The following is a 16007-nucleotide window of genomic DNA, read 5'->3' as shown; positions in this document are numbered from 1 at the left end:
TCTCGGTGATGTCGCGCCCAACGCCCACCACGCCGATAATGTTGCCATCCGGCCCCAGAAACGGCGTATGCAGCGTCTCGAACAGGCGCAGACCACCGCCCGGAAAGTTCACCCACTCCTCACGCGCCAGCGTGCGTTTGCTGCGCAGCGTCTCACGCTCGTGCACCTCAAAACGCGCGGAAATCTCGGCCGGGAAAATCTCACGATTCCGCTTGCCTATGAACGCCTCCACAGCAAGGCACGCCTCATCGGCAAAGGCTTTATTCACGCCCAAAAAGCGCAGTTCCGTGTCCTTGTAATAGACAATGTCAGGCACGGAATCGATAAGGGCGGAGAGCAGGTTCCGGCTTTCCTGCACCGTGTCCATCATGCGGCGGCTGTCGGTGATGTCCAGCACCACCCCCACAATGCCAAGGGGCCTGCCCGCCTCATCCAGCAGAAGTTCCTTGGTGATAAGGGTATCGCGCAGCATGCCGCGCTGGGATTGGACCTTAGTCTCGTAACGCTGGGTTATCGCGCCGCCGCTGGCAATGAGTTCGGCGTCCATACGTTCATATGTTTCCGCATGCTCCGCCGGAAACAAATCCCGGACGGTCTTGCCGATGACCTCGCTCGCCTGACGCCCCACAAGGTCCTCGTAGCAGCTGTTGACCATCTCAATGCGGCCATGAATATCCTTAAAGAAAATCGCAATGGGCAAGGCGGAGACAAGGGACTGCATAAAGGCATTGCGGCTGCGCAGGGCAGACTTGAAATGCATCTGCTCCGTAATGTCCACAAACACGCCTTCAATGGTGCCGTCGCCAGTGGCGGTTCCGGAAAAGACGGCATGGCGCAGCTGCCCATCGCGGCGGCGGAAGCGGATAGCCACCCCGCCAACGCGCCCGGTCTGCCGCAACTGCTCCACAGCCCGCTCCCGAGCCTCGGAATTCTCAATGAAGCTACGTTCATTTTGCTCCCGGACAAGCTCCTCCGGCGAGGCGAACCCCAGCATCTTCGCCAGCGGCATATTGGCCGAAAGCAAACGCGTCCCGTCCATATTTGAGCGGCACGCGCCAATGGAGGCAAGGGAAAACAGTGCATTCTGCTCCGCAAGGCGGGCCTCGGAAACGGCCAAACGCCGCTCCGCATCCCGGCGGGCGGCGCTGTGCTCGCGAACGGAGCGGGATAAGCTGAAAACGCGGAGCACCAAAGCCGCCACCACAGCGACCACCGCCGCAGCACCAACGACCAGTACCCAATCCTGCGCAGTTGGGTGTGCCCCAACGGACATATCAAGGCGGCATCCCGCCAAACCAAGCACGGCGGCCCCGGCGGTCACAAGACGCGCCCGGCCTCGCCATGCGGCGCATCCATGCGCCCTCTCATCCGTGTTCGCCACGTTGTTTCCCTCTCCCCGCATTTCCGAAAAGACCAGCAATCCCCTGCGTGCATTGGCAAAACCTATCGGTATCATAGCACAACCGGAAACACCAACTGGACGACGCTGTACCATCAGCCTACAACATCCTGAAATATTTCATTTTACTAAGAGGACCTTGTCTCCATCCATCCCCTTTGCCACCCGGTGCCCCCTCTGCTAGGATGCGCCGACCTTACAACCAGCAGGAGATTAGCCCCATGAAACTCTACAGCAGCTCTTTTCAGGAGGGGACGCGCATCCCTCTCCAGTTCACCTGCGACGCCAGCGACTTTTCCCCAGCACTTGACTGGGACAATGCCCCCGAGGGCACGCAGTCCTTTGCCCTGCTTTGCGAAGACCCGGACGCTCCGGGCGGCACGTGGACGCACTGGGTGGTCTATGGCATTCCCGGCGTGGCCTTCCGCCTTGCGGCCAAGATTCCCCGCACCGAGGAGCACCCCTCCGGCATGAAGCAGGGGCTGAACTCGTGGGGCAACCTCGGCTACAATGGTCCCTGCCCGCCCGAAGGCCACGGCAAGCACCGCTACATCTTCACCGTGTACGCGCTGGACTGCGAGCTGGACCTTGACCCCAAAAAGGCCACGCGCGACGCCCTCCTCGCCGCCATGGACGGACACATTCTGGACTCGGCCCAAACCATGGGCACCTACTCCCGATAGCCGCCAGCCGCTGCCCTTCCGGTAGCGGCTTTTTTTTGCGCTCTACCCTCCCGGCATTGCAGGGCATCACGCCCGGGCTTCGCGCATGGGCCATTTTTCCCTGCACTCCCGCCCGTCCTGTGCTATGGTGTGCCTTTCGTGACATCCATCCCCGGAGGGCTCCATGCCAATACGCTCGTGGCTGATGCCATTATACATCGGCCTTGTCCTTCTTGCGGCGCTGGCCGCATGCGCTGGCTATCCCACGCGCCTTGCGCCCGTGCCGCAGCAGTTGCCCGCACGCGGCGACGCCATTCCCGCTGATGCGGACTACGCCGCCCGCGCCATCTTCGCCGCCATTCAAGGCGCCCCCCTCAGCGGCGCCCACATGCCGCCGGAAGTCGCGGACGCCCTTGACGACGACTTCGACTACCCCGGCTTTACCGTGGCCGAACATACGCTCTACGACTCCCGCGAGCGGGGCGACGGCCCACAGGGGCGTTTTGCCAGCGGCATACTCCGCGTTACCGACGCCAACGGACGCGCCGCACGCATCATGTACAGCGCCACCTACACTGTAGGCCGCGGCGGCCTGCACATCGACGCCGCGCAGGCCGCGCCTGTGTCCGTGGAGCATCCGCGCATTACAGCCATGCTCATCCCCAAGGATGCCATGCCGCAGGCCGATGAACTGCCAGAACACTGGACCGGTATCTATCATACCCTCAGCGCCCTCAATGTCATGCCCGAAGACGGCCTGACCAGTTTCGACCAGCTGTCCACCCACACGCTAGTGGTCTTTGTCATGGACCGCCTGCCCGCCGTGGCCGAAGTCCGCATGGCCTTCGACCTCTCGGACATCGTCCGCCTCGGCAAACCGCTGGCCCTGTCCTACGACCAATATCTGGACCTTGGCGGCTGGCGCATCGCCGTCGTGCAGTTGCGCCCACAGCGCACCATCTAGCTCCCCCCACAACGACAAACGGCCCGCCAGAAGCGGGCCGTTTAAGCGTCTTGCGCAGCGCTCATCGCCGCGCGAAAAACATCACCTAGTCCACGCGGTAGTCCACGCAGCGGCGTTCGGTCACGACCTTTTTGATGAACTCCACCACCTTCAGGTGCTCGGGGTGCACAGCGTAGGCGGCAAGGGCGTCGGTATCCTCAAAGGTGGTGTACAGCGCCACATCGCTCACGCCGCCTTCGGGGTCGATATTGATGCCCACCTCAAGCTCCAGCGGTCCGGGGACGCGGCCCCTCAGGTCTTCGAGCATGGTCTTCATACGTTTGGCGTTTTCAGCCTTGGGCGCACCTTCGGCTTCGTCCTTCAGGGTCCACATCACGATATGCTTGATCATTTGGGCCTCCAAGCCGCGCGGGGCGGGCTGGGTGTCAGGGGTTGCCGTGCTGGGATTCGCTCTCGCGCTGGCGCTCCTGCCTGCGGATGCGGCGGCGGTTTTCGGCCTCGTTCCAGCGGCGGTGGTCTTCATCGGTCTCCAGAATCAGGGGCGGCACTTCGCGGGGCTTGCCGTCCTTATCGAGCGACACAAAGGTCACATAGGCCGAGGCGCAGTAGCGCTTCTCGCCCGTGAACATGTTCTCGGACTCCACGCGTACGCCAATTTCCATGGACGTACGGCCCGTATAGTTCAGGCTGGCCTTAAAGCTGACCATCTCGCCCACGTACACGGGCTGCAGAAAGTTCAAGCGGTCGATGGACGCGGTGACGGCGTTGGAACGGCAATGGCGCATGGCCACGGTGCCGGCGGCGATGTCGATGTACTTCAGCGTAACACCGCCATGGACGTTGCCCGCGGGGTTGGCATCCTGCGGGAGCATCCGCTGGTTCAGCGTGGTGGCGGACTCGCGCTTGGTCTTTCCTTTCATCATTCCTCCCTGTGCATCGCCGCGGCGGGTGGGCCCCGGCGTTTCTGGATGCAGGATAGCGGGAAACGTCGCCGTTGTCCTCTGCTTCCCGTCCATCCGGACAGAAGGCTCCAGAGCGCCCCGTCAGATACGGCAATCCCCCGGCCATGCTGGGCATGACCGGGGGACGCCGTGGCCGGAGCCACCGGGATGGCTCCGGCTTCAAGGCATTATTTCAGGCGTTCGGCCAGTGCCTCGGCAATGTGGCGAACCTTGATGGAATCGCCGCGGCGGCGGGCACCGCCACGCAGCTGCATCACGCAGCCGGGGCAGTCCGTCAGCAGCTGCTTGGCACCGGTCTTTTTGATGTTGTCGAGCTTCTTGTTCAGCAGCTCGCGGGATTCCTCGGGGAACTTCACGGAGAAGGTACCACCGAAGCCGCAGCACACGTCTTCCTCGTCGGCCTTGGCGTAGTCGAGGCCGGACTTCTGGATGAGGTCCTGCGGGGCTTCCTTCACGCCGAGGCCACGGCACAGGTGGCAAGGAGCGTGGTAGGTGGTCTTCTCGGTGACGGCCACGGTCTTGAAGTCGTCCGTGTCGTAGCCGAGGACGTCGCGCACAAAGGAGCTAAAGTCGATGACCTTGTCCGCAAACTGCTGCACCTTCACCTTCATGGCGGCGTTGTCTTCAAGCAGCTTGGGGTAGTTGTGCTTGAGGTGCGATGCGCAGGAGGCGCACAAGGTGATGATGTAGTCGTATTCCGCCGGATCAAAGGCAGACACGTTCTGCTCCGCCACCTCGGCGGCGTGGGACATCTCGCCCATCATCTGCAGGGGCAGGCCACAGCAGGACTGGTCCATGGGGAACGCCATCTGGACGTCCTTCTTCTCCATCACCTCCTCAATGCCGTGAACCGCGTAGGTGCGTTCGGGGCAGTAGGCCACCCGTGTCGCCTTCCCGGCGGCGTCCATCTGCTCGGGGTACACGAAGTCCTGCACGCAGCCGGCAAAGAGGCCGACACGCAGACCACTGCCCTTCAGGCGGGGCTCAATCTCCTTCCACATATCGCGGAAGGGCTTGTCCGCCACGGTGGGCAGAGCGCGGAAGTTGTGCTCCTTGAAGAACATCAGCGGCAGATGACGCAGGAAGCCTTCCTTGTCCTTCATGGGCACCTGACCAACTTTGGCCGTGCGCAGCAGGGTGTGGAAGAGCTTGCGGTTCTTCATCAGCTTGCCAAGCAGCGTGGAGTACAGGGGATGGCCCTCTTCCTCGACGGTGCGGGCGTGCACTTCCTTGATGAGGCGCGGCAGATCGATACCCGCGGCGCAGACTTCCTTACATGCGCCACAGTTGATGCAGTTCTGCACAAGGTTCTTGGCCTTGTCGCGACCGTGGAAGAAGTAAGTCAGGATGAGGCCGATGGCGCCGATGTAGACGTGACCCATCTTGTGGCCGCCAACCAGACGGTACACGGGGCAGACGTTGGCGCATGCGCCACAGCGCACACAGCGCATCACCTGCGAAAAGTCCTTGTCCTCGGCCATGGCGCTGCGGCCGTTGTCGAGGAAGACCACGTGCATTTCCTTCTTGCCGTCCGTGGTGGTGGCACACTCGTTGGCACCGGTAATCCACGTGATGTAGGAGGTCAGGGCCTGACCGGTGGCGTTACGCGGCAGGGCCTTGAGCACGCGCAGGGCGTCGTGGATGGTGGGGGTCAGCTTGTCCAGACCACACAGGGCAACGTGCACGCGGGGCAGCGTGCTGACCAGACGGGCGTTGCCTTCGTTGGTGACGAGGCCGATGGTGCCGGTCTCGGCAACGGCAAAGTTGCCGCCGGAGATGCCCATGTCTGCCTCGGCAAAGTGGCGGCGCAGTTCGCGGCGGGCCACCTTCACCAGCTTCTGGATGTCGGAGTCCTGCTGCTTGCCGGTGACGTCGGTGAAGAGGTCGCGCACCTGATAGCGGGACAGGTGGATGGCCGGCATGACCATGTGCGAGGGGCCTTCCTTGCGCATCTGGATGATCCACTCGCCAAGGTCGGTCTCCACCACTTCAAATTCGCCTTCGAGGTGATGGTTGAGGTGGGTTTCCTCAGCGGTCATGGACTTGGACTTGATGATCTTTTTCACGTCGTTGTCGCGGGCGATCTTGGCGATAAGCTCGTTGGCTTCGCGGGCGGTCTTGGCGAGGTGGACGTGCACGCCTGCGGCTTCGGCCTTGGCCTTGAACTCCTCAAAGAGCTCGGGCAGGCGCTGGATGGCTTCGTCCTTGGCATCGGCAATGTGGCCGATGAGCTCACGCTCGTTCACATCGGCAAAGGCGTTGATGCGGTTGGCGCGGTAAGCGGTGGCGAAGTTGTCCATGGCCTGACGCAGAAAGTCGTCGTCGAGGGCTTCCTTACAAAATTTGCGGTAATCCGAGAGGGATTTCGTCTTTACGTCCTGCATCCTAGTCCTCCAGCAGCAGAATGTGCAGTTCCAGCGGGCCATGAACACCCATGGCAAGCACGCGCTCGATGTCGGCGGTGCGGCTCGGTCCGGTGATGAACGCCATGTAGCTGGGGGAATCGTCCACCATGGAGACGAAATCCTTCTCCACCTCGTAGGTGGAGGCGCGCAGGCGGGACTTGGGCAGAATGGCGACATGGTTCTCGGCAATCATCGTGGTCAGGCGGACTTCTTCGCTGGAGGACTGCTGCACCAGGGTGCCGGAGTCCGCAACGCCGTAGTCAGCCACGGTCACGCCGATGTCGATACCGGCCAGATGGTCGCGCATGCCTTCCTTGATCAGCGTAAAGCCGCCCTCCTCGCACAGGCCTGCGAGTTCGGCAAAGGCATCTTCATCAAGGGCAGGGGCAGAAATAACTTTGTCCTGCTTGGCGTCACAGGCAGCCTGCGCGCCGTCGGACAGCGCCTCGCCACAGCCGGAAAGCAGCAGCTGGCAAGCATCCTTCTTCGAGCAGAGATCCATGGTGTAGGCAAAGGCCTCGGAAAGGCTCTTCACCTCGGAGACGGTAGCGCCGACCTTGGTGGCGCGCTCCGAGAACTCCGTAACGAGTTGTTCATTTGAGCTCATACGTATTCCTCCCCATATCGGGCACGTTACTGTCCATTCCGCACTCCGTCAGGACGCGGATTCCTTAAAGAAAAGGCAGGGACCTCCGGCACAGAGGAGGTCCCTACCCTTATGTGAGTGGATTACGCAGACTTGGTGCCGATGAGGGCCTCAGTGTGCTGCGCGATGGCAAGCTCTTCGTTCGTGCGGATGACGAACACAGGCGTGCGGGAGCTTTCGGTGGAGATGCGCATCCAGTCGCCGGGGCGCTGGGCGTTGGCTTCGGCGTCCAGCTCGATGCCGAAGTTCTCCAGACCGCTCAGGGTCTTGGCGCGGACGATGTCGTCGTTCTCGCCGATGCCGGCGGTGAAGACGATGCCGTCAACGCGGCCGAGTTCGGCCATGTAGGCACCGATGTACTGGCGCACACGGTGGCACAGCATGTCCAGAGCAAGCTGGGCGCGCTCGTCGCCCTTTTCGCAGGCGGCGTGGATGTCGCGCAGGTCGGACATGCCGCACAGGCCCTGCAGGCCGGACTTCTTGGTGACCATTTCGTCCAGTTCATCGATGGTCATGCCCTTTTCGCGGGCGATGAAGCCAAGGATGGTGGGATCAATGTTGCCGGTACGGGTGCCCATGATGACGCCGCCGGTGGGGGTGAGGCCCATGGAGGTGTCGATGCACTTGCCGTCCTTGATGGCGGTCACGGAGCTGCCGTTGCCAAGGTGAACGGTGATGAGGTTCAGCTCGTCCAGCGGGCGCTCCAGCAGCTCGGCGGCCTGACCGGCCACGTAGCGGTGGGAGGTGCCGTGGAAGCCGTAGCGGCGCACGTGCAGTTCCTCGTACATCTCGTAGGGCAGCGCGTAGTGGTACGCGTGCGGGGGCATGGTCTGATGGAAGGCGGTGTCGAACACAACCACATGACCGGCATTGGGGAACAGGCGCTGGGCCACGTTGATGCCGGCGAGGTGACCGGGGTTGTGCAGGGGCGCGAGAGGTGCAACCTCTTCAATGCCCTTCTTCACTTCCTCGGTAACGATCATGGGAGTGGTGTACTTTTCGCCGCCGTGGACGATACGGTGACCCACGCCTTCGATCTCGGACGTATCGGTGATAACGCCAATCTCCTTGGAGACCAGCTTCTCGATGACCAGCTCCATGCCGACCTCATGGTCCGCGATGGGCTGTTCGAAAACGCTCTTGGATTCCTGATCGGTGTCGGGGTAGCGCTTGTGGGAGAGGACACCCATGTCCAGACCGATGCGCTCCACAACGCCGCTGGCCAGCACGGTATCGGCGGCCATGTCAAACAGCTGATACTTGATGGAGGAGCTGCCGGAATTGATAACCAAAATCTTCATATTTTTATCCTTTCTATTCAAACGGGCCTAGACGAGCCCTTTTTCAGCCTGCGCCTGAATGGCGGTAATAGCCACGGTGTTCACGATATCGGGGATGGTGCAGCCACGGGACAGGTCGTTCACGGGCTTGTTGAGGCCCTGCAGCACGGGACCAATGGCCACCGCGCCAACGGAGGAACGCTGCACTGCCTTGTAGGTGTTGTTGCCGGTGTTCAGGTCCGGGAAGATGAACACGGTCGCCTTGCCCGCAACATCGCTGCCGGGCATCTTGGTGGCGGCCACGTCGGGATCCACGGCGGCGTCGAACTGGAGCGGACCTTCGAGCGGCAGCTCGGGGGCCTTTTCCTTGGCCAGCGCGGTGGCTTCCTTCACCTTTTCAACGTCGGCACCCTTGCCGGAAGCGCCTGTGGAGTAGGACAGCATGGCCACGCGGGGGTCCACACCAAAGATGCGGGCCGTCTCGGCGGAGCCGATGGCAATCTCGGCCAGCTGCTGGGCGTTGGGGTTCGGGTTCACGGCGCAGTCGCCGAAGACGTGGACGCGGTCCTTCAGGCACATGAGGAACACGCTGGAGACGATGGACGCCTCGGGCTTGGTCTTCACGAACTCAAAGGCCGGACGGATGGTGTGGGCCGTGGTGTTGATGGCGCCGGAAACCATGCCGTCGGCGTGGTCCTTGTGCACCATCATGGTACCGAAATACGTGGGGTCGAGCATCTTGTCGCGGGCTTCATCGATGAGGATGCCCTTGTGCTTGCGCGCCTCAAAGTAGGTCTGCGCGTACTCGTCCAGCAGGTCGGAGGTGGCGGGGTCGATGATGGTCGCGCCGTCGAGGTTGACGCCCAGCTCGGACACTTTGGCCTTCAGCTTGGCGGTGTTGCCAAGGATGATGACTTCGCACACATTGCGGCGCAGCAGAATCTCGGCGGCAAGCAGGATGCGGTCGCACTCGCCCTCGGGCATGACGATGCGCATTCTGTGGCTCTTGGCCTTCTCCACAAGGTTGTACTCGAACATCTTCGGGGTGACCTTGGTGGACTTTCTGGCAACCAGACGCTCGGAGAGTTCCGCGCCGTTGACGTGGCTCTCGAAGGTGCCGAGGGCAAGGGCAATCTTGCGCTGGTCCTCGGGGTCGATGCGGCCGTAGAGTTCGGCCAGCTTCTGCGTGGTCTGGTAGGTGTGGCCCTTCACGGAAAGGATGGGCAGCGGCACGCCGGTCCAGCCTTCGATAAGGCGGTGCATGTTGGCCGAAGGCTCCAGGCCGCCAGTCAGGACGATGCCGGAGATGTCGGGGTAGGCGCCAGACAGCCGGGACGCCAGAGCGGTAATGATGATGTCTTCACGGTCACCGGGGGTGACGATGAGGCTGCCCTTGGAAAGATAGTCGAGGAAGTTGCCAATCTGCATGGCGGCGACGAGGTAGTCGTCCACCAGCGTTTCCAGGCGGCCATGTCCGTACAGGACCTTGGCGTCCAGCCAGCTCATCACGTCCTTGATGGTGGGATTGCCGAGGCCTTCCTCCTCCGGAATGACGTAGACGGACAGGGGCTGGGCGCAGCGCACCTTGCATTCGATGTCGGACTTGATGGAGGCGATGTCCGCATCCTTTTCGGCCCTGTTCACAACAGCCGCAACAACTTCAACACCCTTCTCCTCCATCGTGTCGATGGTCAGCTGGGTGGATTCGACAATCTCCTCGTCGCTCTTGGCACGGCCGGAAACGATGAGCATCACCGGGCAACCGAGGTTGGCGGCGATGTCGGCGTTGAGGTCAAACTCAAAAGCGGCGTCCTTGCCCTGAAAGTCCGTGCCTTCGCACAGCACAAAGTCGTACTCGGCCTCCAGGGCCTTGTACTTGGCAAGGATGTTCTCAAGCAGCTGAGCGTGCTGGCCGCTGTTGGTCAGTTCGCGGGCCTCGGTCAGCGTGCAGGCGTAGGTGTCCTCGTAGGCGATGTCCAGATTGAACTGCTTGAGGATGAGGTTGATGTCGTGGTCCCGGGCACCATCAGCATTGTTGTTGATGATGGGACGGAAGAAGGCGACCTTGCGCACATCGCGCGTGAGCAGCTGCATCACGCCGAGGGCGATGGCCGACTTTCCGCTCCGGGACTCGGTTGCGGTGATGTACAGATTTTTCGACATGGCGATTCCTCTGTTTCCGGGCGGCGGCCATGGCCGCCGCCCGTACGCGGTTTGTTAGCCGAGCGTTTCCGCGTAGATCTCGATGACATGCTTTACGGTGATGCCATCGCCGTGCTGCGAGAGCAGATCGCTCATCTGCAGCATACACGCGGGACAGCCGGTCGTGACGACCTTGGCCCCGGAGTCGACGATGTTCTGTCGTTTGCGTTCACCGATCTTCTTGGAAACGTCGTAGTGATAGAGGTTAAAACTGCCGCCATTCCCGCAACACCTGTTGTGCTCGTTCATCTCCCGGAAGTCGTAGGCCGGGTTTGATTTCAGCAGAGCACGGGGCTGCGCGGTGACGTGCAACGACTTATCCAAATGGCACGGGTCGTGGTACGTGACGGGAGTGCCACCCTTGGGGGCCTCTTCCGCAACCTCGACGCCGAGCTTGTCCACAATGAACTGGTTGATGTCGATGGCCTTGTCGGCCAGCTCCATCGCCGTGTGGCGAATGGCGGAGGGCATCTCCGCGGCAAACTTGGGCCACACTTCCTTGAATGCTGCCGTGCAGGAGCCGCAGGGAGTGACCAAATAGTCGAACGGCACCTTGCCGAACATCTCCACGTTCTTCTGCACCAGCCGCATAAAGGACTCCATATCGCCGGAAGCCAGCGACGGAAGTCCGCAGCATGCCTGCCCTTCGGGCATGAACACGCCAACGCCGTGGTGCTTAAAGATCTTCAGCGCGGACATGCCGACACTGGGGAAGAACTTGTCCACAGCGCATCCGGGATAGAAAGCAATCTTAATGCCAGAAGCGCCCGGCGTGGTATCCAAACTCGGAACTTCGCGGTGGAAGGCCTTCTTCGCCAGCGGCTTGAAGTGCCTGTCGCCGATGATGGGGCTCATCAGCTTGGAGCAGGACGTTCCGATAATGTCGTCCGCCTTGGAGGTCACCAGTCCCTGGAACTTGCCGCCAACGTCCAGCAGGGCGTTGAACAGCTTCGGGCGGGTGAGCATACCGCGAAGGATAGCCTTCTTGGCCGGAGAAAGGCCAAGGTAGCCGTTCACAATGCAGCGCGCCTTCAGGAAGATGTCCATAATCCGAACACCAGAAGGACAGCTAGCCGCGCAGGAACCGCACAGCAGGCACTTGTTCAGACGTTCCTTAACGCCGTCGGCGTCCTTGATCATCTCGTGCGCCAGATTCTCCAGCAGCGCGATCTTGCCGCGCGTGACGTCGGCCTCGGACATGGATTCCGCAAACACGGGGCACACGCCCTGACACATGCCGCACTTCATGCAGGCGACCATCTGGTCATCCAGCTCCTGCAGCATGGTTGCGAGTTTTTGCAAGTCAGCCATTCCTCTACGCTCCTATGATCTTGCCGGGGTTCAGGATACCCTTCGGGTCCACGGCCGCCTTGATCTTCTTGGCGTAGTCGATGGTCGCCTTGGAGGTCTCCTTCTCCAGCCATTTGGCCTTCGCAAGACCGATGCCATGTTCGCCGGACAGCGTGCCCTTGAGGGACAGTGCCACGTCGAAGATTTCGTCAACAGCAGCTTCCACACGCTCGAACTCGGCCTTGTCGCGGCGGTCGCACAGGATGGTCGGGTGCAGGTTGCCGTCGCCAGCATGGCCGAAGGTGCCAATCATCACGTTGTGCTTCTTGGCAATCTCGTTGATGGAGCGGATCATGTTTGGGATCTGGGAGCGCGGCACAGTGGCGTCTTCCAGAACGGTGGTCGGTCTGGCGCGGGCAAGCGCGGGCAGAGCCGCGCGGCGGGCTTCCCAAATGTTGTGGCGCTCGGCAGCGTCCTTGGCGGCCTTCACGTCGATGGCGCCGCACTTCTTGGCGATTTCGATAACCTTTTCGGCTTCGTCGGCAACCTGTGCGGGGTGGCCGTCAACCTCGATGAGGAGGATGGCGTCTGCCTCGGTGGGCAGGCCAACCTTGGTGAAGGCTTCCACCAGCTCGATGGTCTTCTTGTCCATCAGCTCAAGGGTGCAGGGCACGATCTTGTTGGCGATGATGGCAGCAACCGTCTCGGAGGCTTTGTCGATGGAATCGAACACGGCCATCATGGCCTTGTTGTCCTGCGGCGGTGCCACGAGCTTGAGGATGATCTCGTTGATGACGCCGAGGCTGCCCTCGCCCGCCACCTGCAGTGCGGAAAGATTGAATCCGGTCACACACTTGACCGTACGGGAGCCGGTTTTCACCAGTCCACCGTTTACGTCAAAGAAATCGACGCCCATGACATAGTCTTTGGTCACGCCGTACTTGAGGCCACGCAGGCCGCCTGCGTTCTCGGCCACGTTGCCAGCCAGAGTGGAGACGTTCTGAGAACCCGGGTCCGGAGGATAGAACAGACCGCGCTTGGCAACCTCGTTCGCGAACTGCGCCGTGACAACGCCGGGCTGAACCACTGCGTACAGGTCTTCCTCGTTAATCTCAAGAATCTTGTTCATGGCATTGGTGAGAATCACCACGCCATTGCGGCCCGGAATGGTTCCGCCGGAGAGATTGGTGCCAGCGCCGCGAGGCGTAATGGGCATGCCGTTCTCGTTGCAGAGCGCCACAACCTTGCCAAGTTGTTCACTATTGGTCGGGCGAACAACCAGTTCGGGGATTACAGGATCAAGAACGGCAGAGTCGTACGAGTACGCCTGCTTATCAGGCTCGGCGTCCATTACGTTTTCTTTGCCGACTACGGCTTGAAATTCCTTTTTCAGGGCATCATTCATCGTACTCTCCTGAACTCTGGGCTGACGTTACGAGATGGACCGGGGGCGGAAAGCCCGCCCCCGGCATCTCGACATACACACGTTGTATTGGTTTCGGGCCACTTTCGCGGCCAGAAACCCTTCAATTCTTCGCCGCTTAGAAGAGGTGCGGGAAGAAGACGAAGCTCATCAGGCTGGCAACAATGCCAACGACCAGACCGTACAGCAGGAAGGGCCAAACGGTCTTCTTGAGGATCTGACCTTCCATGCCGGACAGGCCAACCACGGCGCACACAGCCACAATGTTGTGGATGCACACCATGTTGCCCATGCCGCCACCAACGGCCTGAGCGGCCACGATGATCTGGCGGGGCAGGTCAAGCGTGGTGGCAACGCCCCACTGGAACTCAGCAAACAGCAGGTCGGAAACCGTGTTGGAGCCAGTGATGAAGGAGCCAAGACCACCAACGAAGGAGGCAAACATCGGCCAAGCATTGCCAACCATGGCGGCAACCATCTTCGCCATTGCCAGGGGCATGGAGGGGTAGCCGTTGGGGTTGAACAGCTCGTTGCCAACACCGGAACCGCGGAAGATGGACACCAGCGCCACAGCAAAGAACAGCGCGATGGCGGGGTTCTTCATCTTTGCGATGGACTCGGTCCATGCCCGCTTCACGCCATCACCGTTCATGCCATGGATGAAGATGGTCAGGATGGCAACAAGGATAAAGGGAATGGTGCCGGGCAGGTACAGGTACGCGATGGCACCGTTAACGCCCTCGTATCCAAGGATGTTGGTGAAGGAAATCTTCTGGGCAGCGAGGAAACCCTTCAGGCCAAGCTCGGGGATACGGGTGATGACAAGGATGAGGCCGATAAGCACGTAGGGGACCCAAGCGCGGAACTGGGTCATGTGCGGGCGGAACTCAGCCTTTTCGTCAGGGGCGATAGAACCAGTCCATTCGGCCTCCCACTTGCTGTGAGGACCAAAGTCCCACGTGTCCTCAGGCACGCAGAAGCCACGCTTGGCACCAAAAATCAGAATGCCGAGACCGATCAGGCCGCCAATCATGGACGGGAATTCGGGTCCGACAAACCATGCGAAAATCATGTACGGCACGGTGAAGGACACCGCCGCAAACATGCAGAACTTCCATGCCTTAAAACCGTCAGACCAGCAGCGGTTGGGGCCGAACACACGGGTGATGAAGCCCAGCGTGAACACAGGAAGGATAAAGATCATGGGCAGGTGCAGCAGCGTAGCCCACTTGCCAACCAGCATGTTGAACGACTCCATGCTGGTAAAGTTCACACCAGCAAGACCGGAAACGGCAGCAGCTTCCACAAGGTCCTTCAGGAACTTCAGGCCGAGGACGACAGGCGTACCAACAGCACCGAAGGTCACGGGGAAGGAGTTGTACACCAAACAGATAACGGCGGCAGCCAGCGGCGGAAAGCCGAGGCTCAGCAGCAGCGGTGCAGCCAGCGCAGCGGGAGTGCCGAAGCCAGCAGCACCCTCAATGAACGCCGCGAACATGTAGCCAATGATGATGGCCTGCACGCGTCTGTCGCGAGAAATATTCTGGAAGCCGTACTGAATGGTTTCCATACCACCACTGTACTGCAACGTGTACAGAATGAGGATTGCGCCAAAGACAATGATCAAAATGCCAATGGCAGTTACAAAGCCCTGAAGAGTCAGAGCGGCCACGTACCCGGTAGGCAGCTGCCACGCCAAAATAGCGCCCAGTGCGGTAACAAGCCACGCCAGAGGCATAGCTTTGGTTGCAGGCCAACGAAGGCCCACCATAAGCACCAGTGCGAGCGCTATGGGAAGAACGGCGACAAGGGCCAAAACTCCTATGGACATAGAAGGCTCCTTGGAAAGCGAGTTAGAGGTTGAACGATAATCCACACCCTCTTCAACAAATAGCGTGCCAAAACTGCGTTTATCTCACTTTAGCAATGATTTCAGCTTGTTACCGAAATTCACCCTTTGTGATCCCGCGCACAAAAATCACCACACTGTCTGAAAAAAAGGACTCACAAAAACACCGATCACCCCTAGGACGCTTCACTTTCCGCAATCCATCTAATCCGCTCAAATAGTTTACTCTTTTTCACGACGCGCCTCAGACAGCATCCCAGTTACGCAGTATACTACACGGGTTTGTGCCATTTCTAAAGGGTGTCCGGCAATTCAGACGGTCCCTCAAAATCTGAAAAATCGGACGGCAGTCCCCTTCTGGTGAAATTTCATATTTCCCGCATGATTCCTTGGTTTACGGGTTGACGTTCACTTTTACGGGACACTTTTTCCCGCAAAAGTGAACAAAATGACTCTTTTTGAGGGTCCACGGCAGTGGACAAAACCCCGCCATGTACGAATATCCGAACGAACGCGACGCAAAAATATTGCGCTGAGGTGCACTTTTTTGGGCCAAAAGGCCACAATCAGGGAGGAAGAGGGCCTCCGGCGACTTGATCTCTACGGCTCTTCGTCCCTCCAGGCCGAACGACCTACGAGCTCAAGAGAGCAGAGCTGCTCAAAGGAAAGAGGTGAATTGCAATTCCCAGGATTTTTTGGACGGAAGCCGCCCGAACAAGAGGGCTGGGCGGGCGGATTCTTCTGCCTTTCGTCTTTCGAACAGCCAGACAGGGATTCTCACCGGTCTTCACTGAGCACAACGCCCCAAAAAAATTCTTCCCCATCTCCACGGACGAGAGCCACACAGGGGTGACGACCGCCCCCGATACCGGCACCCGGCCTGTGCGCACATGGGATTCTCAAGGGCCCACGGCCCTTGAGCCTG

General features: G+C 60.5%; 12 protein-coding genes. 2 read left to right on the top strand and 10 right to left on the bottom strand.

Annotated elements, in window-relative coordinates; all coding sequences use genetic code 11:
• Positions 1–1381: PAS domain-containing protein (locus ACY69P_RS05475; protein WP_462326814.1), on the bottom strand; the 1381-nt coding region annotated here is incomplete at its 3' end.
• Positions 1382–1620: 239 nt separating this feature from the next.
• On the opposite strand from ACY69P_RS05475, the gene ACY69P_RS05470 reads away from it, so the two are divergent.
• Both ACY69P_RS05470 and ACY69P_RS05465 read left to right on the top strand, forming a co-directional pair.
• Positions 1621–2082, top strand: coding sequence for a YbhB/YbcL family Raf kinase inhibitor-like protein (locus ACY69P_RS05470; RefSeq protein WP_459900933.1), 462 nt, complete (start codon positions 1621–1623; stop codon positions 2080–2082).
• Positions 2083–2245: 163 nt separating this feature from the next.
• On the top strand, positions 2246–3025 hold the full coding sequence (locus tag ACY69P_RS05465) for a hypothetical protein (protein WP_462326813.1): 780 nt from the start codon (positions 2246–2248) through the stop codon (positions 3023–3025).
• 85 nt (positions 3026–3110) lie between these two features.
• Here the strand turns inward: ACY69P_RS05465 and ACY69P_RS05460 are convergent, their stop codons facing one another.
• The 9 genes from ACY69P_RS05460 to ACY69P_RS05420 form a co-directional block, all read right to left on the bottom strand.
• The gene (locus ACY69P_RS05460; RefSeq protein ID WP_404843501.1) at positions 3111–3416 is read right to left on the bottom strand and encodes a Dabb family protein; all 306 of its coding nucleotides are present in this window, start codon (positions 3414–3416) and stop codon (positions 3111–3113) included.
• A 34-nt stretch (positions 3417–3450) separates the two neighbouring features.
• Positions 3451–3945, bottom strand: coding sequence for an acyl-CoA thioesterase (locus tag ACY69P_RS05455; protein WP_404844108.1), 495 nt, complete (start codon positions 3943–3945; stop codon positions 3451–3453).
• 209 nt (positions 3946–4154) lie between these two features.
• Positions 4155–6371, bottom strand: coding sequence for an L-lactate dehydrogenase (quinone) large subunit LdhH (gene ldhH, locus ACY69P_RS05450; protein ID WP_462326812.1), 2217 nt, complete (start codon positions 6369–6371; stop codon positions 4155–4157).
• 1 nt (position 6372) lies between these two features.
• Entirely contained in the window at positions 6373–6999 is a 627-nt protein-coding gene (locus tag ACY69P_RS05445; protein WP_459900930.1) for a LutC/YkgG family protein, read from the bottom strand.
• Between the two features lie 122 nt (positions 7000–7121).
• Entirely contained in the window at positions 7122–8339 is a 1218-nt protein-coding gene (locus ACY69P_RS05440) for an acetate kinase (RefSeq protein ID WP_462326811.1), read from the bottom strand.
• A gap of 27 nt (positions 8340–8366) precedes the next feature.
• Positions 8367–10481, bottom strand: coding sequence for a phosphate acetyltransferase (gene pta / locus ACY69P_RS05435; protein ID WP_459900927.1), 2115 nt, complete (start codon positions 10479–10481; stop codon positions 8367–8369).
• Between the two features lie 54 nt (positions 10482–10535).
• Positions 10536–11831, bottom strand: a complete 1296-nt coding sequence (locus ACY69P_RS05430) for a (Fe-S)-binding protein (RefSeq protein ID WP_404843506.1) — start codon at positions 11829–11831, stop codon at positions 10536–10538.
• Between the two features lie 4 nt (positions 11832–11835).
• Positions 11836–13215, bottom strand: coding sequence for an FAD-binding oxidoreductase (locus ACY69P_RS05425; protein ID WP_462326810.1), 1380 nt, complete (start codon positions 13213–13215; stop codon positions 11836–11838).
• A gap of 136 nt (positions 13216–13351) precedes the next feature.
• Positions 13352–15064, bottom strand: a complete 1713-nt coding sequence (locus ACY69P_RS05420) for an L-lactate permease (protein WP_459900923.1) — start codon at positions 15062–15064, stop codon at positions 13352–13354.
• Positions 15065–16007: the final 943 nt, after the last annotated feature.

The sequence above is a fragment of the Desulfobaculum sp. genome (genome assembly GCF_054921475.1).
Note: the sequence above shows the minus strand (reverse complement) of the source record. Positions and strands in the feature narration are given on the sequence as shown.